The following is a 23,039-nucleotide window of genomic DNA, read 5'->3' on the forward strand; positions in this document are numbered from 1 at the left end:
CCCTTTGGCCTTTGAGGCGTCTCAGATGTTGCGGAAGCGGTTGATCGCGTCGAGGTGCGTCGCGCGCATCTCGTGGTCCCGGACGCCCAGGCCCTCCTCGGGGGACAGCGCGAGGACGCCGACCTTGCCCTGGTGGAGGTTGCGGTGGACGTCGTAGGCGGCCTGGCCGGTCTCTTCCAGGGAGTAGACCTTCGACAGGGTGGGGTGGATCTTGCCCTTCGAGATCAGGCGGTTGGCCTCCCACGCCTCGCGGTAGTTCGCGAAGTGCGAGCCGATGATCCGCTTGAGCGACATCCACAGGTAGCGGTTGTCGTACTCGTGCATGTAGCCCGAGGTCGAGGCGCAGGTGGTGATGGTGCCGCCCTTGCGGGTGACGTAGACGCTCGCGCCGAAGGTCTCGCGGCCCGGGTGCTCGAAGACGATGTCGATGTCCTCGCCGCCGGTCAGCTCGCGGATGCGCTTGCCGAAGCGCTTCCACTCCTTCGGGTCCTGGGTGTGCTCGTCCTTCCAGAACTTGTAGCCCTCGGCGTTGCGGTCGATGACCGCGGTCGCGCCCATCGCGCGGCAGATGTCCGCCTTCTCGGGGCTGGAGACCACGCAGATCGGGTTGGCCCCGCCGGCCAGCGCGAACTGGGTGGCGTACGAGCCGAGGCCGCCGCTGGCGCCCCAGATCAGGACGTTGTCGCCCTGCTTCATGCCGGCGCCGTTGCGCGAGACCAGCTGGCGGTACGCGGTGGAGTTGACCAGGCCGGGGGAGGCGGCCTCCTCCCAGCTGAGGTGGCCGGGCTTGGGCATGAGCTGGTTGGACTTGACCAGGGCGATCTCGGCGAGGCCGCCGAAGTTGGTCTCGAAGCCCCAGATGCGCTGCTCCGGGTCGAGCATCGTGTCGTTGTGGCCGTCCGAGGACTCCAGCTCGACCGAGAGGCAGTGGGCGACGACCTCGTCGCCGGGCTTCCAGGCGTTCACGCCGGGGCCGGTGCGCAGGACGACGCCCGCGAGGTCCGAACCGATGACGTGGTACGGGAGGTCGTGGCGCTTGGTGAGCTCCGAGAGGCGCCCGTAGCGCTCCAGGAAGCTGAAGGTGGACACGGGCTCGAAGATCGAGGTCCACACGGAGTTGTAGTTGACCGAGGAGGCCATGACGGCCACCAGGGCTTCGCCCGGGCCGAGTTCCGGCACCGGGACCTGGTCCAGGTGCAGGGACTTGCGGGGGTCCTTCTCGCGGGTGGTGAGCCCGGCGAACATCTCCGCCTCGTCCTTGTGCACGGTGATCGCGCGGTACGAGTCGGGGAGCGGCAGGGCGGCGAAGTCGGCGGACGTAGCGCTCTGCGACTGGATCGCGTCCAGGATGTCCTTCACGGTGTTGCCTCCGGCCGTGCGCTGATGAGGGTGCGCTGAGGGAAAGGGGTTGCGTGGAGCGGTGAAGCGGTGGATCTGGTGAGGGGCGCCGTCGATTCGGCTGAGGTGCTGCTGCGCGTTGCCTGTGGTGGGGCGTTGCGGGGGGCCTGGTGACGCAGGCATCCGGGGCGCGTTCCGTGCCGAGTGGGCTGGGCCGCGGGGACATCCGGACGAGATTCAACGTATGGCACCCCGTGTCACTCAGCAAGGCACCGCGTGCCAAAACTTTCTCTCATTTGCCGATTGACCTGCACGGATGAGCGATGATCGATCAAAGTTACTCGCGAGTATGGGCAAGCCGGACAAACAAAAGCGGCCGCCCCCGGAAAGGGAGCGGCCACTGTGACGCGAGCTACACGCGAGCTACGCGCGACCTGTGCGCGGCGAGGGGCGCGAGCTACGCGCGAGCGTCTACGACTTGTTCCTCAGTGCCTCTTCGATGGTCCGCATGACCTCGTCCAGCGGCGCGTCCGTACGGGCCACCGCCACCAGCACTTCGCCCCGCGTACGGACCGAGGCCGGGGCCGGCTCCGGGGCCGCGCCCCCGGCGGATCCCCGGGCCGCGGCCGTGGTGTGTCCCGCCGTGCCCGAGCCCAGCGTGCGCCCCGCGCCGATGCCGGAGCCGAAGGTCTTGCGCACGATCGAGAAGGCGTGGTCCAGCTGCGCCTCCACGTCCCCCTGGCCGCCCGCCCGCAGCCAGCGCCGCAGCACGTGGTTGTGGGCCGTGACCACCGCGGAGGCGGCCACCTCGGCCAGCAGCGGATCATCGTTGCCGTCGTGGTGGTCCTGCTCGTCGAAGTGCGCGAGCAGATAGCGGGTGAACAGCCGCTCGTAGCGGGCGACCGAGGCGATCTCCCGCTCCCGCAGCGCGGGCACCTCGCGGGTGAGCCGGTAGCGCTCCACCGACACCGCCGGCGAGGCGGCGTACATCTTCATGACTTCCTTGATCCCCCGGCACACCGTGTCGAGCGGGTGCTCGTGCGCCGGGGCCACGTCGAGGACGGCCTCGGCGCGCGTCAGGGTGTCGTCGTGGTCCGGGAAGATGGCCTCTTCCTTGGACCGGAAGTGCCGGAAGAAGGTCCGGCGCGCCACTCCGGCCGTCGCGGCGATCTCGTCGACCGTCGTGGCCTCGTACCCCTTGGTCGCGAACAGCTCCATCGCGGCCGCCGCCAGCTCGCGGCGCATCTTGAGCCGCTGCGCGGCCGCCTTGGTGCCGGCCGGGCTCTCCGTGGCGTCGGAGGCCGAGGAGGCGCGGGTCGAGGTCTTGGCGGGCTGGGACATAGAGCGAACGTACTTCATTTGTGCGGGAGAGCGTTCCCGAGGGTGGTGGGACCGGGGTGGATGCGGGGGAGGGCCCGCACTGGGCTCGGAGGGTACGGCCTGCCGTGAGGGTCCGGCAGACCCGAGCAGCCCTCCCCACGCATCCGGCTCGATGGCCCGCCGTCGGTTACCGGCGGGGGGCGTACTCACGGAATCCGCGGCCGGTCTTCCGGCCCAGGCAGCCCGCCGCCACGAGGTGCTCCAGCAGCGGGGACGGGGCCAGGCCCGGGTCGCGGAACTCCTTGTGCAGGACCTGCTCGATGGCCAGCGACACGTCCAGGCCGACCACGTCGAGGAGCTCGAACGGCCCCATCGGGTAGCCGCCGCCCAGCTTCATCGCCGCGTCGATGTCGTCGATGCCGGCGTAGTGCTGCTCGACCATCTTGATCGCGTTGTTGAGGTACGGGAACAGCAGCGCGTTCACGATGAAGCCCGCACGGTCACCGCAGTCCACCGGGTGCTTGCGGACCTTGGCGCAGATCCCGCGGACCGTCGCGTGCACGTCGTCGGCGGTCAGGACGGTCCGGACCACCTCGACCAGCTTCATCGCCGGAGCCGGGTTGAAGAAGTGCATGCCGATCACGTCCTGCGGACGCGAGGTCGCGCGGGCGACCGCGATCACCGGCAGCGAGGAGGTCGTGGTGGCCAGCACCGCGCCGGGCTTGCAGACCTTGTCCAGGGCCCGGAAGAGCTCCTGCTTGACCTCCAGGTTCTCGGCGACGGCCTCCACGGCCAGGTCCACCTCGGAGAACGCCTCCAGCGAACCCGCCGGCGTGATCCGGTCCAGCGTGGCCGCGGCGGCCTCCTTCGTCAGCCGGCCCCGGTCCACCGCACGGGACAGGGCCTTGCCGATCGCGGCCTTCGCCGCGTCCGCCTTCTCCTGGCCGCGGGCCGCGAGCACCACGGGGAAACCGGCCTGGGCGAAGACCTGGGCGATGCCGCTCGCCATGGTGCCCGAGCCGGCCACGCCGACCGAGTTCACCGGACGGCTCGCGCGGACCAGGTCGCCGTCCGGCGGGGTCTGCAGGTCGCGGACGATGACCTGACTGCCCGGGGCCTCGTACGTGTAGAACCCGCGCCCGGACTTCTGGCCGGTCAGGCCCGCCTCGGCGAGGTGGCCGAGGATGGGGGCCGGAGCGTGCAGCCGGTCGCCGGAGGCCGTGTACATGGCCTCCAGGACGGTGCGGGCGGTGTCCACGCCGATCAGGTCGAGCAGCGCGAGCGGGCCCATCGGCAGGCCGCAGCCCAGCCGCATCGCCGCGTCGATGTCCTCGCGGGAGGCGTACTTCGCCTCGTACATCGCGGCGGCCTGGTTGAGGTAGCCGAACAGCAGGCCGTCGGCGACGAAGCCGGGCCGGTCGCCGACCGAGACGGGCTCCTTGCCGAGCTCGCGGGCGAGCAGGGTGACCGCCTCGACGGCCGGCGGGGCCGTCAGCACGCTGGAGACGACCTCGACCAGCTTCATCGCCGGGACCGGGTTGAAGAAGTGCAGGCCGACCACGCGCTCCGGGCGCTGCGACTCGGCGGCCATCCGCGTCACCGACAGGGCGTTGGTGCCGGTGGCCAGGATCGTGCCGGGCCGGACGATCGCGTCGAGCTCGCGGAAGACGCGCTGCTTGAGCTCGTAGGACTCGGGCACGACCTCGATGACGAGATCGGCCTCGGCGGCGGCGCCCAGCTCGGAGAAGGTGCGGAAGCGGGCGAGCACGCCCTCGCGCTCCTGCTCGGTGAGCCGGCCCTTGGCCACGGAGCGGGCGGTGGCGGCGGCGAGGGCCGTGGTGGCCCGGCGGCCGGCGGCCTCGCTGATGTCGATGCCGATGACCTCGCGGCCGGCCCGGGCGAGGACCTCGGCGATGCCGGTGCCCATCGTGCCGAGGCCGACGACGGCGATGGTCTGCAGGGCGGGCCGGGAGGTGGGGGAGGACTGACTGGACGTGGACGGAAGGTCCATCGCGGGACTCCAGTGGAAGAGGGTGACGACTGAGGGAGCGCGCGGCGCACGGCGCGCGCGGTGCCGTACGGAAGGCCGTACGGAGATGCCCGGGGGCCCCTGAGGGAGGGAGCCCGTAGGGAAAGAACCCGGCGGGAGCGGGAACGAACCCGGAGAAAAGGAGCCCGCGGGCAGTAGCCCGGGGAAAGCCCCGGAAAGAACCCGGAGGGCGGAAACGGCGGAGCCCTGTCCCGGGGTCACGCCGTGAGGATGTGCTGAGGGTGGTGCTGAACCGACTGGTACGAGGTGGCTGCGTCACCAGGCCGCCCCGTACGTGTTGTAGGGACAGTAACCCGTTGGTAACTGGTCCGCCAGAGCGCGGAGATGTGACCTGTACCGCCCAAATGTACCGATCATCGATCATCGATCAAGCGCCCTGCTCTACGGGAACCCGGAGCGCCGGTCGGCCCCGGGCCCCTAGGGTGGCCCGCGTGAACGACGTGTTGGAGCGCCTGCGGGCGGAAGCCTCCCGGGCACCTGAGTACGAGGCCGAGTACGAGGCGCTGCTCGCGGCCCACCCGGACGGCCTGGCGGCCTCCCTGACCGAGCCCGGCCGGCCGCTGTGGGCCCGCGAGCTGGCCGCGTACCGGCTCGGCCTGGCGGGCGACCGGCGCGCCTTCGAACCGCTCGTCCTGCTGCTCAATCACCGGGACCCGCCGCGCTGCGAGGCCGCCGCGCAGGCGCTGGCCGTCCTCGGGGACCCGCGCACCGCACGCGCGGCGGCGGCGCTCGCGACCAACGAACTGCGCACGGCCTACGCCCTGCACCCGGTCCGGCTGCTGACGGCGCTGCGCGCCCCCGAGTCCGCGCCGGCCCTGATCCGCACCCTGGCGCGGCTGCTCGCGCCGAACGACCCGTACTGGCGCGTGGCGCTGGCCTGCGTGGAGGGGCTGGGCGCGCTGGCGGACCAGCGCGCCCGGGAGGTCCTGACCCGGGCCCAATCGCACCCCCGGCTGGCGGTGGCGGCGTCGGCGGCCCTGCGGGGCCTGGACCTCAGCTGATCCGCTCCGCGGGGACGATCGCGAACGCCTCGACCTCCAGCAGCAGTTCGGGCCGGAACAGCGCCGCCACCTGGACGGCCGAGGAGGCCGGGAGGCGGTCGGCGGCGATCACCGCGTCGCGGGCCCCGCGTACCGCGGGGAGGTCGGCGACGTCCGTGACGAAGTAGGTCAGCTTGACCACGTCGTCGAAGGTCGCCCCGGCCGCCGCCAGGCACCGCCGCAGGTTCTCGAAGACCTGCCGGGCCTGGGCGGCGGCGTCGCCCTCGCCGACCACCTGGCCCTTCTCGTCGAAGGCGCACTGCCCGGACACGGCGACGAACCGCCCGGTGCCCCAGACGACGTGGCTGTATCCGGTGCCCGCGGCGACGCCCTCGGGAGCGGCGATCCGGGTGAGGTGGCTGTTGGTTGTGGTGGTCATGGACGCGATTGTGCCCGGTGCGGACCGGCGCCGGACCTTCACCCCCGGCGCACCGCCCACCCCGGCACAACCGCCTACCCCCGGAAGCCCAGCAGGCCGTGCAGTGCCGCGCCGCCCGCGGACGGCGGGACCGCGCGGGTCGCCGGGAGCGGCTTGGGGGCCGGCTGGGCGGGGCAGACGGCGTCCGCGGCCTTGCCCGTCAACAGGTACGAACCGAGCTTCTCGTCCAGGCACTTGTTGCCGCTGAGCGAGATGCCGTGGTTGCCGCCGCCCTCCTCGACCACCAGCGCCGAGCCCGCGAGCTTGCGCCGCATGCTCAGCGCGCCCTCGTACGGGGTCGCCGCGTCCTCCGTGGCCTGGAAGAGGAGCGCCTGCGGCAGGGCGGTGTTCGTGACGTCCGGGGCTTCGAGCGGCTGCGTCGGCCAGAACGCGCACGGGGCGTTGTACCAGGCGTTGTTCCAGGTCATGAAGGGCGCCTTGGCGTGCGTGCGCCACATGTCCGCGCGCCACTGGTTCCAGTCCCTCGGCCAGGCCGAGTCCCGGCACTGCACCGCCGTGTACACGCTGTAGCTGTTGCCCGCCGACGGCTCCACCGCCCCGAACTTCTCGTACGCCGCGATCAGCGGCTTCTGGTCGCCCTCCACGGCGTACGCGGAGAAGGCCGCGGCGAGGTGGGGCCAGTAGCCGTTGAAGTAGCCGCCCGGCATGAAGGTGTCCTCCAGCTCGGCCGGCCCGACCTTGGCGCCCGCGGGGGTCGTGCGCAGCGCGGAGCGCATCGCGTACCAGCGGGCCTCGACCTCGGAGGGGTTGGCGCCGAGGTGGTAAGTGGCGTCGTACCGGGCCACCCACGCCAGGAAGGACTTGTGGCGGGCGTCGAAGGCCTGGTCCTGCGCGAGGTTGTCCTCGTACCAGACCCCGGCCGGGTCGACGACCGAATCCAGGACCAGGCGGTGGATCCGGTCGGGGTGCAGCTTGGCGTACACCGCGCCCAGGTAGGTGCCGTAGGAGTAGCCGAAGTAGCTGAGCTTCTCCGCGCGCAGGGAGGCGCGCAGCACCTCGAGGTCGCGGGCGGCGGAGACCGTGCCGATGTACGGGAGCACGTCGGCGTGCCGGGTCTGGCAGGACTCGGCGAAGGACTTCACCCGCTCCAGGTTGGCCCGCTCGGTCTCCTCGTCCAGGGGTACGGAATCGGGTCGCACGGGCGTGAAGTGCCCGGCGCCGCAGTCCAGGACGGGCTCGCTCTTGCCGACGCCCCGGGGGTCGAAGCCGATCACGTCGTACTGGCCGGCCACGTCCTTGGGCAGCGCGGAGGCGATGTGTCCGGCCAGGGCGCGGCCGCTGCCGCCGGGGCCGCCCGGGTTCACCAGCAGCGGGCCCTGGGAGCGGGCGGCCGTGTGGGGGACCCGGGTCAGGGCGAGGGAGATCTGGCGGCCGTCGGGGCGGTCGTGGTCGAGGGGGACCTTGAGGGAGGCGCACTGGAGCGTCGGATAGCGGGAGGTCGCGCAGTTCGACCATTGCAGGGGCGCCGGCGCCGCCCCGCGCGACGCGGGCGCGGACGGGGCGGCGGCCGTCACCGGGCTCGCGAGGGCGGCCGCGACGGTGGTGACCGCCAGCAGGACGGCGGCGCGCTTCTTCAGGGGCGGACGGATCGTGGCGCTCATGGGGCCTCCCAGCCGAGGGTTCTGGGCGGAATCGTCCCGGAACCTGTGCTCGGAAGGGGGGATTGGGCGGCCGATTGGCCCGATGTGATGACCCTTCAGTCGGTCGTACGGTCGTACGGGCGCTCCCGGGGAGGCTCAGAGCAGGGTCAGCTGGGTCGGCCCGGCGGGCGCGGGCCCGGCCGGCCGCTCCGGTACGACGATCCGCCGGGCCGGTCCACGGCCGCCGGGGCCGATGCCGAATTCGGCGGCGAGCTCGTGGACTTGGCGGGTGATCATGCGCTGGTACCAGGTCGGCGCGTACGAGCCGCCCGCGTACATCCGCTCGTACCGCTCGACCAGATGGGGGTGGTGCTCGCCCAGCCAGGCCGTGAACCACTCCCGGGCGCCGGGCCGCAGATGGAGTACCAGGGGTGTCACGGAGGTCGCGCCCGAGGCGGCGACGGCCCGGACGGTGTCCCGCAGCTGCTCCGGGGAGTCCCCGAGGAAGGGGATCACCGGGGCCATCAGCACCCCGCACTCGATGCCGGCGTCGGTGAGGGTGCGCACGGCGTGCAGTCGGGCGGCGGGGGAGGGGGTGCCGGGTTCGACGGTGCGCCACAGGGCGGTGTCGGTGAAGCCGACGGAGACCGAGATCCCGACGTCGGCGACGGCGGCGGCCTCCTGGAGGAGGGGGAGGTCGCGCAGGATCAGGGTGCCCTTGGTGAGGATGGAGAAGGGGTTGGCGCGCTCGCGCAGCGCCCCGATGATGCCGGGCATGAGGCGGTAGCGGCCCTCGGCGCGCTGGTAGCAGTCGACGTTGGTGCCCATGGCGACGTGCGCGCCGGTCCAGCGGGGGGAGCCGAGCTCGCGGCGCAGCAGCTCGGGGGCGTTGGTCTTGACGACGATCTGGGAGTCGAAGCCGATGCCGGTGTCGAGGTCGAGGTAGCTGTGCGTCTTGCGCGCGAAGCAGTAGACGCAGGCGTGGCTGCAGCCCCGGTAGGGGTTCACGGTCCATTCGAACGGCATCCGCGAGGCGCCGGGGACCCGGTTGAGGATCGAGCGGGCGCGGACCTCGTGGAAGGTGATCCCGCGGAATTCGGGGGTGTCGAAGGTGCGGGTCACGACGGCGCCGGTCCCGAAGAGCGCGGCGGGTCCGGTGGGCGCGGCGGGCTCGGTCGTTCCGCGGCCGGATCCCTTGCCCGCGTTCTCGGGCCCGTCGGCTTCGTCGCTCAGATTGTCCCAGCGCATGGTGCGCCTCCCTCGGTAGCTCTGGCCTGAGAATAGAACAAACGTTCCCATGATCGTGCGGGCCGAGAAACAGGCTGGTCAGAGTGGTGCGAGGGGTGTGCTCGGAGCGCGCGGGCCCTCCGAGCGGACCGGCGCACCGCCCGCCGGGGCCGCAGCGGGCCCATTGCGCCGGTCTGCCGGCCGACACCCTCCTCGTCGGCGTCCGCTGCCACGTCCGACCCGGATTTGGGCCCCCGCCCCGGAGGTGGTTGGCTTGCCGCGACGACGGACACAACTGCTGGAGGAACAGCCATGGCGCAGGTCGAGGCCACCACGGAGCGGATCATCGAGGCCGACGCGGAGACCGTGTTCGACGCGCTGGCCGACTACACCGGGACCCGGGGAAAGCTGCTGCCCGAGCACTTCAGCGAGTACGAGGTGCGCGAGGGCGGTGACGGCGAGGGCACCCTCGTCCACTGGAAGCTCCAGGCCACCAGCAAGCGGGTCCGCGACTGCCTGCTCGAGGTCACCGAGCCCACCGACGGCCAGCTGGTGGAGAAGGACCGCAACTCCTCCATGGTCACCACCTGGACGGTCACCCCGGCCGGCGAGGGCAAGTCCAAGGCCGTCGTCACCACCGTGTGGAACGGCGCGGGCGGCATCGGCGGCTTCTTCGAGCGCACCTTCGCGCCCAAGGGCCTGGCCCGCATCTACGACACCCTGCTCGCCAACCTGGCCGCCGAAGTCAAGGGCTGAGCAAGGGCGTTGCCGGTGAGGCCGGGGACACGGCCTCACCGGATCGGGTGAACCGGGGCGCGGCGGGGGTGCGGCGGAACCGCGGCACGCATCCGGACGCATCCGGACGCATCCGGATGCGCCCGGGCGCGTCCGTGAGCCCCCGGAAGCGTCCGAGCGTGCGCCCGACGTGGCCTGGCGTGGCCCCGGGACCCATGGGGTCCGGGCGGTTAGGGTGGGGGCCTGAGCGCTACCGACCGCCCGGGGGCCCGATGAAGATCCTCATCTCCGCCGACATGGAAGGCGCCACCGGCGTCACCTGGCCCGCCGACGTGCTGCCCGGGACGCCGCAGTGGGAACGCTGCCGGACGATGTTCACCTCCGACGTGAACGCCGCCGTACTCGGCTTCTACGACGGCGGCGCCGATCAGGTCCTCGTCAACGAGGCCCACTGGACCATGCGCAACCTGCTGCTCGAGCGGCTCGACGAGCGCGTCGAGATGCTCACCGGCCGCCACAAGTCCCTCTCCATGGTCGAGGGCGTCCAGCACGGGGACGTGGACGGCATCGCCTTCGTCGGCTACCACACGGGCGCCGGCGCGGAGGGGGTCCTCGCCCACACCTACCTCGCCAACTCCATCACCGGCGTCTGGCTGAACGGCACCCGGGCGAGCGAAGGAGTCCTCAACGCCCACGTGGTCGCCGAGTACGGGGTCCCGGTCGTCCTCGTCACCGGAGACGACCTGACGTGCGTCGACGCCGCCGGCTACGCCCCGGACGCGGTGACCGTCGCCGTCAAGGACCACGTCTCGCGCTACGCCGCCGTGTGCCGCACCCCCGCCCGCACGGCCGCCGACATCAGGGCCGCGGCCAAGGCGGCGGCACACCTGGCGATCCGTCACGAACCGGTTCGGGGCGGGCCGTTCACCGTGGAGGTGGAGTTCGACGCCGAGCACCTGGCGATGGCCGCCACGGTGGTTCCCGGCGTCGGCCCGTCGGGTGAGCGCAAGGTCGCGTACACCAGCGGGACCATGTACGAGGGGATCCGGACCTTCAAGGCGGTCACGACGATCGTCTCGGCAGCGGTGGAGGAACAGTATGGCTGACATGTCCGACCCCAGACCCGGCTCGGTCCTGGAGTCCCCGGTCGACGAGTCCCCGGTCGACGGGGTGGCGCTCGACGAGGTCGTCGAGTTCACTTCCGGGCTGATCCGCATCGACACCACCAACCGGGGCGGCGGCGACTGCCGGGAGCGGCCGGCCGCCGAGTACGTCGCCGAGCGGCTCGCCGCCGCAGGCCTGGAACCGGAGCTGCTGGAGCGGACCCCGGGCCGCACCAACGTGGTGGCCCGGATCGCGGGCACCGACCCCGCCGCCCCCGCCCTGCTGGTTCACGGCCACCTCGACGTGGTGCCAGCCGAGGCCGCCGACTGGAGCGTGGACCCCTTCTCGGGCGAGATCCGGGACGGTGTGGTCTGGGGCCGCGGCGCCGTCGACATGAAGAACATGGACGCGATGGTGCTGGCCGTCGTACGGGCCTGGGCGCGGGCGGGGGTGAGGCCGCGCAGGGACATCGTCATCGCCTACACCGCCGACGAGGAGGACAGCGCGATCGACGGGTCCGGCTTCCTCGCCGACCACCACCCGCACCTCTTCGAGGGCTGTACCGAGGGCATCGGTGAGTCCGGAGCCTTCACCGTGCACGCCGGCCCCGGCCGTGCGCTCTACCCCATCGCCGCCGGTGAACGCGGCACCGCGTGGCTGAAGTTGACGGCGACCGGCACCGCCGGGCACGGCTCGAAGCCCAACCGGGCCAACGCCGTGAGCCGGCTCGCCGCCGCCGTGGCCCGGATCGGCGAGCACCGGTGGCCGGTCCGCCTCACCGACACCGTCACCGCCTGCCTCACCGAACTCGCCGCCCTCCAGGGGATGTCGGTGGACCCGCGCACCCCCGGCTTCGACCTCGAAAGGGTCCTGCCGCTGCTCGGCCCGGCCGGCGCCCTCGTCGAGGCGACCGTCCGCAACAGCGCCAACCCGACCATGCTCAGCGCCGGTTACAAGCTCAACGTCGTCCCGGGAACCGCCACCGCCTACGTGGACGGCCGGATCCTGCCCGGCGGCGAGGAGGAGTTCACCGCCACCCTCGACGCGCTCACCGGTCCCGACGTGCGCTGGGAGTTCCACCACCGCGAGGTGGCCCTCGAAGCCCCCGTGGACGGGCGGACGTACGGGATCCTGCGCGAATCCGTCGAGAAGTTCGACCCGGAAGGGCACGTGGTCCCCTTCTGCATGGCGGGCGGCACCGACGCCAAGCAGTTCTCCCGCCTCGGCATCACCGGCTACGGGTTTTCCCCGCTCAAGCTGCCGCCGGGCTTCGACTACTGGTCGCTCTTCCACGGAGTGGACGAGCGGGTCCCCGTCGACGCCCTGCACTTCGGCGTCCGCGTCCTCGACCACGCGCTCCGCACCCTGTGATGGGAGTCCGGACGGCGCCCTACGGCAGCTGGCCCTCGCCCATCGACGCGGCCCTCGCCGCCTCGCTCGACGGGCGGCCCGAGTACGTGGGCGCGGTCGGCTCCGAGGTGTGGTGGACCGAGCCCCGGCCGGCCGAAGGAGGCCGCCGCACCCTGGTCCGCAGGCCGGCGGACGGCGGGCCCGTGACCTCCGTACTGCCCGCGCCGTGGAACGTGCGCAGCCGGGTCACCGAGTACGGCGGTCTGCCTTGGGCGGGCACCCAACAGCCCTCGGGCGGGCCGCTGGTGGTGTTCGTGCACTTCGCCGACCAGCGGCTGTACGCCTACGAGCCGGACGGACCGGCGGGCGCGGAGGGGGCCGGCGGTCCCGGCGGCTCCGTCCCCCGCCCGCTGACCCCGGTCTCGGCTGTCGGCGGCGGGCTGCGCTGGGTCGATCCGGTGCTGCGCGGCGACGAAGTCTGGTGCGTGCTGGAGGAGTTCACCGGACCCGGACCGGCCGACGTGCGCCGCGTCCTGGCCGCCGTACCCCTGGACGGGTCGGCCGCCGGGGACCGTTCGCGGGTACGGGAGCTGACCGACGACCGGTACCGCTTCACCACCGGTCCCCGCCTCTCCCCGGACGGGCGGCGGGCGGCCTGGCTGGTCTGGGACCACCCCCGAATGCCGTGGGACGGAACGGAGTTGAGGCTGGCCGAGGTCACCGAGGACGGCCGGCTCGTGCGGTCGCGTACCGTACTCGGCGGACCGGAGGAGGCCGTCGCGCAGGTCGAGTGGACCGGCGACGGGAGCCTCCTCGCGGTGAGCGACCGGGGCGGCTGGTGGAACCCGTACCGGGTGGACCCGGAGACCGGCTGGGCCGTCAACCTGTGCCCCCGGGAAGAGGAGTTCGGCGGACCGCTCTGGAAGTCCGGACTGCGGTGGATCGCGGCGCTCCCGGGGGGCGCCGGCCAGGCCGCGGGTGCCGGGGGAGGACTCGTCGCCGTCCTGCACGGCCAGGGCTCCTCGGTACTCGGCGTGCTCGACCCGGAGAGCGGGGACCTGGTGGACGCCGCCGGTCCGTGGACGGCCTGGCAACCCACGCTCGCCGTCATCGGCAGCCGGGTCTACGGGGTCGCGGCCAGCCCCCGCAGCGCCTACGAGGTGGTGGAGCTGGACACCGTCACCGGGCACGCCCAGGCGGTGGGCGGGCGCGGCCCGTCGGGGGCGCACGGGACGCGCGGGGCGGCAGGGGCGGACGGGGCCACAAGGGCGGACCGGGCCGCAGGTGCGGACGGGGCCGCAGGCGCGGACCGGGTGGCAGGGGCGGGCCGGGTGGCAGGGGCGGACCGGGCGGACCGGATCGATCCGGCGTACTACCCGGAGCCGCAGAACAGGACCTTCTACGGCCCGGGCGGCCGCGAGATCCACGCCCACGTCTACCCGCCGCACCACCCCGCGCTGCGGGCCCGCGCCGACGAGCTCCCCCCGTACGTGGTGTGGGCGCACGGAGGCCCCACCGACCACGTACCACCCGTACTCGACCTGAACATCGCCTACTTCACCTCGCGCGGCATCGGCGTGGTCGAGGTCAACTACGGCGGCTCCACCGGCTACGGGCGCGCCTACCGGGAAAGGCTGCGCGAACAGTGGGGCGTGGTCGACGTCGAGGACTGCGCGGCCGTGGCGCGCGGACTGGCCGCCGAGGGCACCGCGGACCGGCACCGGCTCGCGATCCGGGGCGGCAGTGCGGGCGGCTGGACGGCCGCGGCCTCGCTGGCCGCCACCGACCTGTACGCCTGCGCGGCCGTCATCTACCCGGTGCTGGAGCTGCTCGGCTTCGCCGAGGAGACCCACGACCTGGAGTCCCGCTACGTCTTCGCCCTCGCCGGACCGCCGCGGACCCTGGCGCTGCGCAGCCGCGAGCGCTCCCCGGTGGCCCGCGCCGACCGGATCACCGCACCGTTCGTGCTGCTCCAGGGACTGGACGACCCCGTCTGCCCGCCGGCGCAGGCGGAGCGACTGCTCGCCGCCATGCGCGGGCGGTCGGTTCCGCACGCCTACGTCGCCTTCGAAGGAGAGGGGCACGGCTTCCGGCGGGCGGACACGATGGTCCGGGCGCTGGAGGCCGAACTCTCCCTCTACGCCCAGGTGTTCGGCTTCGAGCGGACGGACGTGCCCCTGCTCCCGCTGGAGCCGTGACCGCTCAACCGCCGTGACCGCTCAACCGCCGTGACTGCTCAGCCGTCGTGACCACTCAGCCTCCGTGACCGCTCAGCCGCCGTGGACCCAGACGCGGAGCGGGCCGATGGCGGCGAAGCCCTGGCCCAGCGCCGTGTCGAGGTCGTCGCCGGACTCGTAGCCGACGACCGCGAGGCCGGGCCAGAGCGAGTCGACCAGGGTCAGCGCGCCCGCCCAGGCCTCCTCGTCCGGAGTCCCGTCGACCGAGAACGCGTTGGAGACGCCGACGACCTCCCCGGTGCGGTTGGCGGTGGCTCCGGCGAGGATCCGCCCCTGCGCGTCGCGGCCCGCGAGGAAGGCGATGTCCCCGTCGTGGTCGGTCAGGAGGCCCGGGTGGAACAGGCCGGTGCTGTCCCCGCCGTTCCAGGCCGCCTCCCACGCCTCCAGCTCCGCGGGGCCGGCGACCGGGGCCCACTCCAGGGCCGGGGCCGCGGCCGGAGCGCCCGCCGGGCGGTGGATCCACTGGGCGCCGAAGAGCACCTCGAAGCCGGCCGGCGTCAGGTCGAGCGCGGCGAAGCTGTCCTTGACCGAGGCGCCCGGGGAAACGGTGTCGATCCCGGCGACCAGCGCGGCCGCGTCGGTGCCCCCGGTCAGGGTCACGGCGTCCGGATAGTAGGGCGGCGTCCGGCGGGGACTGATCCAGGCCCCGGCGGTGAACCGCCCGTCGCGGGAGACGGCGGCGCACCACGCGGCGTTGTTGTGCGCGGCCGCGAGGAGGAGTTGTCCGGTGTTCGGGGTGATGATCACGCCGGGATCCTGCCACAGGTCCTAAGCTGGGGCGATGCGTTATTCCACGTACCTGGCGGAGGGAAACCGGGTCGCGCTGCGCCCCTTGCGGACCGCTGACGGACCCGAGTTCCCCGCTCGGGTGCGCGAGAGCCGAGAGCTGCACCGGCCGTGGTTGTTCCCGCCCGCCACGATCGAGGAGTACGAGCCCTACGCGGCCCGGCTCGCCGAGGAGGCCGGCGCCGACCGGGCCGGGTTCCTGGTCTGCGAGCTGGGCAGCGGCGCCATCGCCGGGTTCGTCAACGTCAACAACATCGTGCGCGGCGCCTTCCGGTGCGGCGCCCTCGGGTACGGGGCCTTCGCGCACGCGGCGGGCCGCGGGCTGCTCGGCGAGGGGCTCGATCTGGCCATCGGCCGCGCCTTCGACGCGGACGGGCTGGACCTGCACCGGCTCGAGGCCAACATCCAGCCCGGAAACACCACCTCGATCGCGCTCGTGCGCGGGCGCGGCTTCCGTCTGGAGGGGCTGTCGCCGGACTTCCTCCACGTCGACGGAGCCTGGAGGAACCACGAACGCTGGGCGATCACGGCCGAAATGCCTCGTCCCGGGGTCCGGCATCACACAGGATGAGTCCATGCGAACCCTCGTACTCCTCGACGCGCCGTCCAACCTCGGGCTCCGGCCGCCCGCACCGGGCTCCGTACCCGGCGTCTACAAACTGGCCGGCGCCCTGCGGGAACAGGGCCTGCTGGCCCGGCTCGGCGCGCGCGAGGGCGGGGTCGTCGTCCCGCCGCGCTACGACCGGGGCGACTGGCAGGAGGGCGACGGCGTGTTCCACGCCGGGCCCCTCGCCGCGTACACCGTCACCCTCGCCGACCGCATCGAACGCCACCTGCGGGCCGGGGAGTTCCCCGTCGTACTCGGCGGCGACTGCTCCATCCAGCTGGGCGCCGCACTCGCCATGCGCCGCCTCGGGCGGTACGGGATCGCCGCCATCGACGGCTCCGCCGACTTCCGCCACCCCGGCAACGAGGCGGTCAACGGACCCGTCGGGGCGGCCGGCGGCGAGGAACTGGCCCTCTCCACCGGGCGCGGCCAGGCCGATCTCACCGACCTGGAGGGGCTCTCGCCGTACGTGCGGGACGAGGACGTACGGCTCTTCGGACTGCGCGACGGGGACCCGGACCTCGTCGAGCTGCGCGCCGCCGGGATCTTCGCCGCCACCGTCGGGGCAATCCGCGACCGGGGCGCCGGGCCGGTGGCGCGCACGGCCCTGACCGGACTGCAGCCGCCGGCCACCGCCGGATTCTGGGTCCACCTGGACGCCGACGTCCTGGACCCCTCGGTCATGCCGGCCGTCGACAGCCCGGACTCCGGTGGGCTGATCCCGGACGAACTCGCTGAACTCCTGGGCGTCTTGATCAGCTCACCGCGCTGCGTGGGCCTCAACGTCACCATCTACGACCCGGATCTGGACCCGGAGGGTCGAGCGGGAGCCCTGCTCGCGGATCTGGTGGCGGGGGCGTTCGCCTAGCGACTCCACGGGGGCGGGGCGAGGCGGGGCGGGCGCGGTGCGGTACGGGCGCGGGGCGGGGGCGGTGCGCGGGCGAGCTGCCCATGACCTCCGTGATCGGCCACCGGACCGTGCCAGGACAGGCTTTGCGTAATCCTGACCGGTGGTGATCCGCCGAATCCCTGTGCACCGGCCGCCGTGGCGTGTTCCATTTCCCCATGGCCACCACCGTCAGCCGCTCCGTACTCACCCTCCCCGCAACGCCGTTGGGCCCGGAGAACCCGCTGCCCGCCCTCCGTGCGCCCAACGGCGTGCACGCGCTCGACGAGCGCTCGCGCGCGGGTCTGCCGCGCGACATGGCCCGTCAGATCGGGTACGAGCCGCTGCGGTCACTGCTGCCCGTCCGCATCCGCGACGGATACCAACGGCAGCGCTCGGAGCGGGACATCGAGACGATCGTCATCGAGAACGCGCACCTGCGCGTCACCGTCCTGCCCGGACTCGGCGGCCGGATCCACTCGCTCGTCCACGTCCCCACAGGACGCGAACTGCTCTACCGCAACCCGGTGTTCCAGCCCGCCAACTTCGCCCTCAACGGCGCGTGGTTCTCCGGCGGCATCGAGTGGAACATCGGCGCCACCGGCCACACCACCCTCTCCTGTGCTCCGCTGCACGCAGCCCTCGTACCGGCGCCCGACGGGGGAGCGATGGTGCGGCTGTGGGAGTGGGAGCGGCTGCGCGACATGCCGTTCCAGGTGGACCTGTGGCTGCCCGAGGACTCGGAGTTCCTCTACGTCGGGGTCCGCGTGCGCAATCCGCACGAGCGCCCCGCGCCCGTGTACTGGTGGTCCAACATCGCCGTACCCGAGGGCCCGGGCACCCGCGTCCTGGCCCCGGCCGACGAGGCCTGGCACTTCGGGTACGAACGGTCCCTGCGGAGCGTCCCCGTCCCCCAATGGGAGGGCAAGGACCGCACCTACCCCCTGAACAGCACCTACCCGGCCGACTTCTTCTACGAGGTCCAGGAGGGGCACCGGCCCTGGATCGCGTCCCTCGACGCGGACGGGCACGGCCTCGTACAGACGTCGACGGCCCGGCTGCGCGGCCGCAAGCTCTTCGTCTGGGGCGCGGGCGAGGGCGGCAGGCGCTGGCAGGAGTGGCTGACGGAGCCGGGCACGGGCGGGTACGCGGAGATCCAGGCCGGGCTGGCCCGGACCCAGCTGGAGCACGTACGGCTGGAGGCCGGAGCGGAGTTCAGCTGGCTGGAGGCGTACGGGGCGCTCGCCGCGGATCCGGCGGCCGTGCACGGCGACGACTGGGCGGCGGCGCGCGGCTCGGCCGGGGCGGCGCTGGAGTCGGCGCTGCCCGGGGCGGCCGTGGACGCGGCCTACGAGGCCTGGCGCGCCTGCGCCGACACCGAACCGGGAGAGCGGCTGGCAGCCGGCTCCGGCTGGGGCGCGCTGGAGGCGTTGTGCGGGGGCCACACACTGCCCGGCACCCCGTTCGGCGAGGACACGCTCGGCGAGGACCAGGAGCCGTGGCTGGAGCTGTGGCGCACCGGGGTCTTCCCCGCCCCGCGCCGGGCGGCGCCGCCCGGTCCGAGCCTGGTGGCTCCGCACTGGCGGGACATGCTGGAAACGGCGCGGGCGGACCCGCTCACCGAATACCACCTCGGGGTCGCGCAGTGGCACGCCGGGGACATCGCCCAGGCGGTACGCAGCTGGGAGCGCGGGCTCGCGCTGGCTCCCTCGCGGTGGCCGCTGCTGAGGTGCCTGGCGGTGGCCGACGACCTGGCCGGGGACCGGGAGCGCGCGGCCCGCTGGTACGCCGAGGCCTTCGTGGACCTGGCCCAGGAGAGCCGGGGCGGCACGAACTGGCTGGCGGCCGAATCGGCCCTGGGCCGGGAGGCGATGGAGGCCCTGCTGGCGGCCGGCCAGCCGGCGCGGGCCCGTTCGGTCTGGGACCGGCTCCGGCCCGCCCTGCGCGACGAGGGCCGCTTCCGCCTGGCGGCGGCCCGACTGCTGGCGGCGGAAGGCCATGTCGTCGCGGCCCGCCGGGTGTTCGAGGAGGACTTCGAGCTCGCCGACCTCCGCGAGGGCGAGGAGATCCTCTCGGAGGTCTGGTCCACCCTGACGGACCGCCCCCTGCCACGCCAGTACAACTTCCGCATGCGCCCCCTGGAAGCCTGAACCGGCTCCCGGCTCCCGGCTCCCGGCAACCGGCTCGCCGGCCCTGTCCTGCGGTCCGTTCCCTCCGTTGCTTTGTTCCTACGCCTATACGGCTCTACGGCGACGGCCGCCTCTCCCGGGTGGGAGGGGCGGCCGTCGTCATGCTTGTGTTGGTGCTGTTGGTGGCGGCGCTACGGACGCTACCGAGGTGGGTCAGGGCGCCGCGTCGAGGCTCGGCAGGGGCAGGGGTGCGGTGCCCAGGGTCGTGATGGTCCAGCGCTGGGCGTCCGAGCCGTTGCAGTCGAACAGCCACAGTTGGTGGCCCGGGGTGAGGTCAAAGTTGCCGACGTCCATGCAGCGTCCGGAGGCTGGGTTGTACAGCGAGCCGTCCGCGCGGGGCAGGAACTTCTGCGCGGGAGTACCGCCGCAGGTCCTCAATTCGAGGAGGGTGGTGTTGGCCGTGCCCGCGTTGGCCGCGTTGACGCACATGCCCTGGACCCGGAGGGACCCGTCGGCCCGTATGTCGAAGTCTTGGGCCGCGGTGCCGTTGCATCCCGTGATCTGGATCTTGTTGCCGTCCTGGGTGCCGGAGTGGTCGTTGTCCACGCAAATGGGCTGGGCGGTGGCGTCTGTGAGGGTGATCCGGCCGGCGGTCGAGGGGGCGGTGGGGGCTGCGGCGTAGGGGTAGGCGGCGAAGTTGCTGACGCCGCCGTGCAGGACGTCCGAGAAACTCCCACCGACCTTGTACCGGCCGAAGACGATCGGCCCGCTGGGGGCGGCGCCGGTGGAAGCCGCGTGGTGGCCGGTGCCGGCGAGGACGCCGTTGACGTAGAGGCTCATCAGGCCGGTGCCGGCGTTGTAGACGGCGGTCAGGCGGCTCCAGACACCGGGGGTGAACCGGGCCGCGTTATTGGACTTTTCGGTGAAGTCGAACGGCCAGTCTCCGCCGCGGGTGTGCCCCATGGCGAAGATCCACTTCTTGCTCACCTTGTTGTCGGCGTAGATCATGAACGAGCTGTTCTGGGCGTCGGCCTGGCTGACGATCATCCTGTTCTCGAGGGCGGTGTCCGTGCCGGGCTTGGCCCAGGTGGTGAGGGTGAAGTCCTTGCGGGTGTCGATCCCCGGACCGCTCGTGGTGATGGTCGAGCCGGCGCCGTTGAACTCCGCGTAGGGGGTGCTGCGGCCCTCGATGGTTTGGGTGGGGAACGTGATGCCGTTGTTGGTGGTGCCGGTCGGGCCCGTCAGCTTCCATTGGGACGTCGGGGTGTTGAGGTTCCCCTGGAGGGTGAAGGTGGGGGCGATGCCGGTGACGGTGGGGTAGAGGATGTCGGTGCCATTGGGGGCGGTGCCGAGGCCGTTGAAGACGACGAGCTGCTGCTCCTTGTCGACGGTCCAGAGGTCGGGGATGTTGTCGCCGGTGAGGTCGCCGTCGGAGCCGACGCGCGGGTAGCGGGCCGGGTCGATCTTGCCGGTGATGAGGCCGGCGGCCGGGTCGGTGAAGCCGGTCAGATCCGGGGCGTCAGCGGTGCCCTTGATGCTGAAGGCGTGGAGGGTGCCGCCGTCGGTCTTGTTGCGGGCCCACAGTGTCGCGAAGTTGGTGCCCTGGGCGCGGCCCGGGGTGATCAGCTCGTAGCCGTCCCAGCGGGTGTCGTTGGCAGAGAGCAGGATCGCCGGGGAGTCGAGCTGATCAGGCTCGATCTTGGGGACTGCCAGCCACAAGCGTCCGTTCTCCACCCATATGAGGGAGCTCTGGGGGAGGGAGTTGGGAGAGCCGGGGATGCTGTCGCCTGTGACGGAGCCGTAGGCGGCGATCTGGGTGACCTTGGACCAGTCGGCGCCGAAGCCGTAGGTGGAGCAGGCGATGAGGGTGCCGCCGGGGGTGGCGCAACCGGTGGGCTTGGACACGCTGTTGGGGTTCTGACTGTCGACCAGTCCCGTGCCGCTGTTGGTGTAGACGTAGAGGTTGGGCTTGCCCGGCTCGTGGGCGAAGAGGTCGTCGACGAGCTTGTCATTGAGATTGCCGCGGTGGGTGAGCTGGATGCCGTTCCAGCCGTTGCCGCTCACGCTGGAGCGGGCGAGGGCGACGGAGGAGGCGGCGGGGTCGCCGCCGCCGTTGATCTGGCGGATGTTGCCTGCGGCGTCGGCGAGGACGACGTCGGCCTTTTTGTCACCGTTGATGTCGCCGAAGATCGGGGCCGGGCTGTTCGGGTTCGAGGGGACGTAGAAGCTGTAGGCGACGGGCTGGGACATGTTGCCTGCGTTGTCCTGGGTCTGCAGGTAGAGGTAGTTGGTGCCCCAGGCCCACGGGGTGAACTTGACGGTCGCTTGGCCACCGGGAAGGATCTTGATGATCCGGGGGTCGGTGTCGGTGCAGTTCCAGTCGGAAGCCGCCTTGGCGGGGTCCATGGTCCAGCGGGCACAGGCCAGGCCGGAGCTGCGGTTGGTGCCGCCGACGGTGGGGAGGTTGTCCGCACCGGCGAGGGTGAAGGTGCCCTCCTCGCCTACGCGCTTGGGGTGACCACCAGTGGTGCCCGAGGCCGGGAAGTCGCTCGAGGTGACAGTCGCGGACGGCGGGGTCCGGTCGACCCGGAAGAAGCACCAGCCGGTCTCGGCGCTGGTCAGCGTGCCGTCTGTCGTGCGGGAGGTCCAGCCGTACTGGTGGCCTTCGATGGGCGTGCCGACGTCGACAGCGGCGTCACCGGAGGAACTGTTCCAGCCAGTCTGGTGCCATTGGGTCGCACCGGCGGCGTCGTCATCCCAGATCTGGAAGGTCGTCTGGAGCTGGCGTCCGGAGCCGGAGTTGGTCGCGGACCGCAGGATGACGCTGGTGTTGGCGCCGATCCAGCCCGGCTTGTCCCAGGGCTTGGCCACACCTGGAGTAGTGCAGACGGAGTAGGTGCCGGTATCGGCGAAACCAGGAGTGGGGCTGGTGCGGGGATTCCAGACGGTGGGGGTGGTGTCGTATGTGGTGACGATGTGCGGGGTGTTGCTGAACCGCTGCCGGTAGTACATGTTGCCTTCGTCGTCCGGCGCGAGGCCGAAGGTGAAGGTCGACCAGCGGTTGTTGGCGCCGCGCTTCATCTCGTTGGTGACGTCGTACTGGATTTCACCCGTGCCCGAGATCGTGGCACCGCCGATCTTGGTGCAGCCGCCCATGCGCGAGTTCTTGTCGCAGGGTTGGTGGTTCCAACTAGTGGGGCTGCTGATGCCGGTGGGGCTGTGGTAGAGGCCCATCGGGGTGGCCGTGCTGGGGCTGGAGGAGGAGACGACGGTGGCGTACAGCCGCGCGTCGAGGACCTCAGTGCCGTGGATGGCGGAGTTGATGCCGATCTGGAAGTACGCGCGCTCGCGGCCCTTGCGGGTGCACGTCGAGTAGCCGCAGTACCCGGTGGCCGGCGTGTTCTGGCCGTAATCGGTTCCGTTGAACTCGTTGGTGTCCGGGTACGCCTCCTGCACCTGCGACCAGGCCTGGTTGGCGCTGTCCACGGCGGGGTTGACGCCCGGGTCGATGTACCAGGGGCCGGTGCCCTGGCCGAGGAGGGAGGTGTCGGGGGTCAGGTCGATGCCGGTGGCGTCGGCCTTAGCATCGATCGGCTTGACGTTGGCACCGTCGCCGGGCCCGTCGGCACTGGACGTGACGGATGCGTCGGCGGCGGGGACAGCGGCGGCTGACTGCAGGGCGTCATCCGCACCGCTCGCAGCTGCCGACTTACTGCTCGTTGCGCCGCTCTGCGGAGCGGGAGGTGCCTCCGGGGCGGCCTTCGTCGACGAGTCCCACATGAAGGAGGTGGGGCTGGAAAAGCGGACCTCGCCCTGGGTGTCCTTGAAGGCGATGTTGCCGGCGGCGTCGGCGGAGGTGTTGAGCCCGGGCGCATCGACGCCGAGGCGGATCTTCTTCAGCGCCGGGTTGGAGGCGGCCTGCGCGGTGTGGACGATCAGGACCTGGCTCCAGCCGCCGAGCTGGGTGGCGGTCAGGCGCAGGTCGACGTCGGGCAGGACGTTCTTGTAGAGCGCGTCGTCGCCGTCGAGGGTGGGCTTGGGCAGCTCGAAAGGGGCTTTGACGGCCAGCTTCTTGCCATCCGGCGTGGTCATGGTCGCCATCGGGCCGGTGCCGCCGCCGGAGATGCTCAGCGGGGACGGCACGACCGCCGGGGATATGGTGCCGTCGGCGTTGACCCGCAGCGTGGTGTCGATCGCCCGCCAGGACCCGT

16 protein-coding genes are annotated in these 23,039 nt (G+C 72.4%); 8 read left to right on the plus strand and 8 right to left on the minus strand.

The window, feature by feature from the left end:
* Nucleotides 1–21 precede the first annotated feature (21 nt).
* The 3 genes from ccrA to J7E97_RS16860 form a co-directional block, all read right to left on the minus strand.
* Nucleotides 22–1,359, minus strand: a complete 1,338-nt coding sequence (gene ccrA / locus J7E97_RS16850; protein ID WP_215027881.1) for a crotonyl-CoA carboxylase/reductase — start codon at nucleotides 1,357–1,359, stop codon at nucleotides 22–24.
* Between the two features lie 450 nt (nucleotides 1,360–1,809).
* Nucleotides 1,810–2,679 (minus strand): TetR family transcriptional regulator, encoded by an 870-nt coding sequence (locus J7E97_RS16855; protein WP_374224166.1) that lies wholly within the window; start codon nucleotides 2,677–2,679, stop codon nucleotides 1,810–1,812.
* 166 nt (nucleotides 2,680–2,845) lie between these two features.
* Nucleotides 2,846–4,669 (minus strand): 3-hydroxyacyl-CoA dehydrogenase family protein, encoded by a 1,824-nt coding sequence (locus J7E97_RS16860; protein WP_215027885.1) that lies wholly within the window; start codon nucleotides 4,667–4,669, stop codon nucleotides 2,846–2,848.
* Nucleotides 4,670–5,139: 470 nt separating this feature from the next.
* Here J7E97_RS16860 and J7E97_RS16865 point away from each other — a divergent pair, with 470 nt between their 5' ends.
* Nucleotides 5,140–5,709 carry a HEAT repeat domain-containing protein gene (locus J7E97_RS16865; RefSeq protein WP_215027887.1) on the plus strand — a complete coding sequence of 190 codons (570 nt, stop codon included), beginning with the start codon at nucleotides 5,140–5,142 and terminating at the stop codon, nucleotides 5,707–5,709.
* Here the strand turns inward: J7E97_RS16865 and J7E97_RS16870 are convergent.
* The 3 genes from J7E97_RS16870 to J7E97_RS16880 form a co-directional block, all read right to left on the minus strand.
* Nucleotides 5,702–6,127 carry a RidA family protein gene (locus tag J7E97_RS16870; protein WP_215027889.1) on the minus strand — a complete coding sequence of 142 codons (426 nt, stop codon included), beginning with the start codon at nucleotides 6,125–6,127 and terminating at the stop codon, nucleotides 5,702–5,704. The two genes, J7E97_RS16865 and J7E97_RS16870, sit on opposite strands and share 8 nt — an antisense overlap.
* Before the next feature lie 74 nt (nucleotides 6,128–6,201).
* Complete coding sequence (locus tag J7E97_RS16875; RefSeq protein WP_215027891.1) at nucleotides 6,202–7,788, minus strand: alpha/beta hydrolase; 1,587 nt, start codon at nucleotides 7,786–7,788, stop codon at nucleotides 6,202–6,204.
* A gap of 135 nt (nucleotides 7,789–7,923) precedes the next feature.
* Nucleotides 7,924–9,015, minus strand: coding sequence for an Rv2578c family radical SAM protein (locus tag J7E97_RS16880; protein WP_215027893.1), 1,092 nt, complete (start codon nucleotides 9,013–9,015; stop codon nucleotides 7,924–7,926).
* Nucleotides 9,016–9,306: 291 nt separating this feature from the next.
* On the opposite strand from J7E97_RS16880, the gene J7E97_RS16885 reads away from it, so the two are divergent.
* From J7E97_RS16885 to J7E97_RS16900, 4 genes are all read left to right on the plus strand, one after another.
* Entirely contained in the window at nucleotides 9,307–9,750 is a 444-nt protein-coding gene (locus J7E97_RS16885; protein WP_215027895.1) for an SRPBCC family protein, read from the plus strand.
* 251 nt (nucleotides 9,751–10,001) lie between these two features.
* Complete coding sequence (locus J7E97_RS16890; RefSeq protein WP_215027897.1) at nucleotides 10,002–10,835, plus strand: M55 family metallopeptidase; 834 nt, start codon at nucleotides 10,002–10,004, stop codon at nucleotides 10,833–10,835.
* A 1-nt stretch (nucleotide 10,836) separates the two neighbouring features.
* Nucleotides 10,837–12,204 carry a M20/M25/M40 family metallo-hydrolase gene (locus tag J7E97_RS16895; RefSeq protein WP_251054687.1) on the plus strand — a complete coding sequence of 456 codons (1,368 nt, stop codon included), beginning with the start codon at nucleotides 10,837–10,839 and terminating at the stop codon, nucleotides 12,202–12,204.
* Nucleotides 12,204–14,381 carry a prolyl oligopeptidase family serine peptidase gene (locus tag J7E97_RS16900; RefSeq protein ID WP_215027901.1) on the plus strand — a complete coding sequence of 726 codons (2,178 nt, stop codon included), beginning with the start codon at nucleotides 12,204–12,206 and terminating at the stop codon, nucleotides 14,379–14,381. Before J7E97_RS16895 ends, J7E97_RS16900 begins: the two co-directional genes overlap by 1 nt.
* 72 nt (nucleotides 14,382–14,453) lie before the next feature.
* On the opposite strand, the gene J7E97_RS16905 is transcribed toward J7E97_RS16900, so the two are convergent.
* Nucleotides 14,454–15,167: a hypothetical protein gene (locus tag J7E97_RS16905; protein ID WP_215027902.1), complete on the minus strand. Its 714-nt coding sequence runs from the start codon at nucleotides 15,165–15,167 to the stop codon at nucleotides 14,454–14,456.
* A gap of 34 nt (nucleotides 15,168–15,201) precedes the next feature.
* Here J7E97_RS16905 and J7E97_RS16910 point away from each other — a divergent pair, with 34 nt between their 5' ends.
* The 3 genes from J7E97_RS16910 to J7E97_RS16920 all read left to right on the plus strand — a co-directional run bounded on the left by J7E97_RS16910 (nucleotide 15,202) and on the right by J7E97_RS16920 (nucleotide 18,849).
* On the plus strand, nucleotides 15,202–15,777 hold the full coding sequence (locus J7E97_RS16910) for a GNAT family N-acetyltransferase (protein WP_215027903.1): 576 nt from the start codon (nucleotides 15,202–15,204) through the stop codon (nucleotides 15,775–15,777).
* 4 nt (nucleotides 15,778–15,781) lie between these two features.
* Nucleotides 15,782–16,681, plus strand: coding sequence for an arginase family protein (locus J7E97_RS16915; RefSeq protein WP_215027904.1), 900 nt, complete (start codon nucleotides 15,782–15,784; stop codon nucleotides 16,679–16,681).
* A 197-nt stretch (nucleotides 16,682–16,878) separates the two neighbouring features.
* Nucleotides 16,879–18,849: a DUF5107 domain-containing protein gene (locus J7E97_RS16920; protein WP_215027905.1), complete on the plus strand. Its 1,971-nt coding sequence runs from the start codon at nucleotides 16,879–16,881 to the stop codon at nucleotides 18,847–18,849.
* Between the two features lie 192 nt (nucleotides 18,850–19,041).
* Here the strand turns inward: J7E97_RS16920 and J7E97_RS16925 are convergent, their stop codons facing one another.
* The gene (locus tag J7E97_RS16925; protein WP_215027906.1) at nucleotides 19,042–22,920 is read right to left on the minus strand and encodes a ricin-type beta-trefoil lectin domain protein; all 3,879 of its coding nucleotides are present in this window, start codon (nucleotides 22,918–22,920) and stop codon (nucleotides 19,042–19,044) included.
* Nucleotides 22,921–23,039: the final 119 nt, after the last annotated feature.

This window comes from Streptomyces sp. ISL-66, from assembly GCF_018614135.1.
Classification (GTDB): Bacteria; Actinomycetota; Actinomycetes; order Streptomycetales; family Streptomycetaceae; genus Streptomyces.

Bases quoted from the DNA above. Each gene is read 5' to 3' on its own strand.
- J7E97_RS16880 (WP_215027893.1), bottom strand. From the start codon at position 9,015: ATGCGCTGGGACAATCTGAGCGACGAAGCCGACGGGCCCGAGAACGCG.
- J7E97_RS16915 (WP_215027904.1), top strand. From the start codon at position 15,782: ATGCGAACCCTCGTACTCCTCGACGCGCCGTCCAACCTCGGGCTCCGG.
- J7E97_RS16890 (WP_215027897.1), top strand. From the start codon at position 10,002: ATGAAGATCCTCATCTCCGCCGACATGGAAGGCGCCACCGGCGTCACC.
- J7E97_RS16895 (WP_251054687.1), top strand. From the start codon at position 10,837: ATGTCCGACCCCAGACCCGGCTCGGTCCTGGAGTCCCCGGTCGACGAG.
- J7E97_RS16910 (WP_215027903.1), top strand. From the start codon at position 15,202: ATGCGTTATTCCACGTACCTGGCGGAGGGAAACCGGGTCGCGCTGCGC.
- J7E97_RS16885 (WP_215027895.1), top strand. From the start codon at position 9,307: ATGGCGCAGGTCGAGGCCACCACGGAGCGGATCATCGAGGCCGACGCG.
- J7E97_RS16900 (WP_215027901.1), top strand. From the start codon at position 12,204: ATGGGAGTCCGGACGGCGCCCTACGGCAGCTGGCCCTCGCCCATCGAC.
- J7E97_RS16875 (WP_215027891.1), bottom strand. From the start codon at position 7,788: ATGAGCGCCACGATCCGTCCGCCCCTGAAGAAGCGCGCCGCCGTCCTG.
- J7E97_RS16920 (WP_215027905.1), top strand. From the start codon at position 16,879: ATGGCCACCACCGTCAGCCGCTCCGTACTCACCCTCCCCGCAACGCCG.
- J7E97_RS16925 (WP_215027906.1), bottom strand. From the start codon at position 22,920: ATGACCACGCCGGATGGCAAGAAGCTGGCCGTCAAAGCCCCTTTCGAG.
- J7E97_RS16870 (WP_215027889.1), bottom strand. From the start codon at position 6,127: ATGACCACCACAACCAACAGCCACCTCACCCGGATCGCCGCTCCCGAG.
- J7E97_RS16860 (WP_215027885.1), bottom strand. From the start codon at position 4,669: ATGGACCTTCCGTCCACGTCCAGTCAGTCCTCCCCCACCTCCCGGCCC.
- J7E97_RS16855 (WP_374224166.1), bottom strand. From the start codon at position 2,679: ATGTCCCAGCCCGCCAAGACCTCGACCCGCGCCTCCTCGGCCTCCGAC.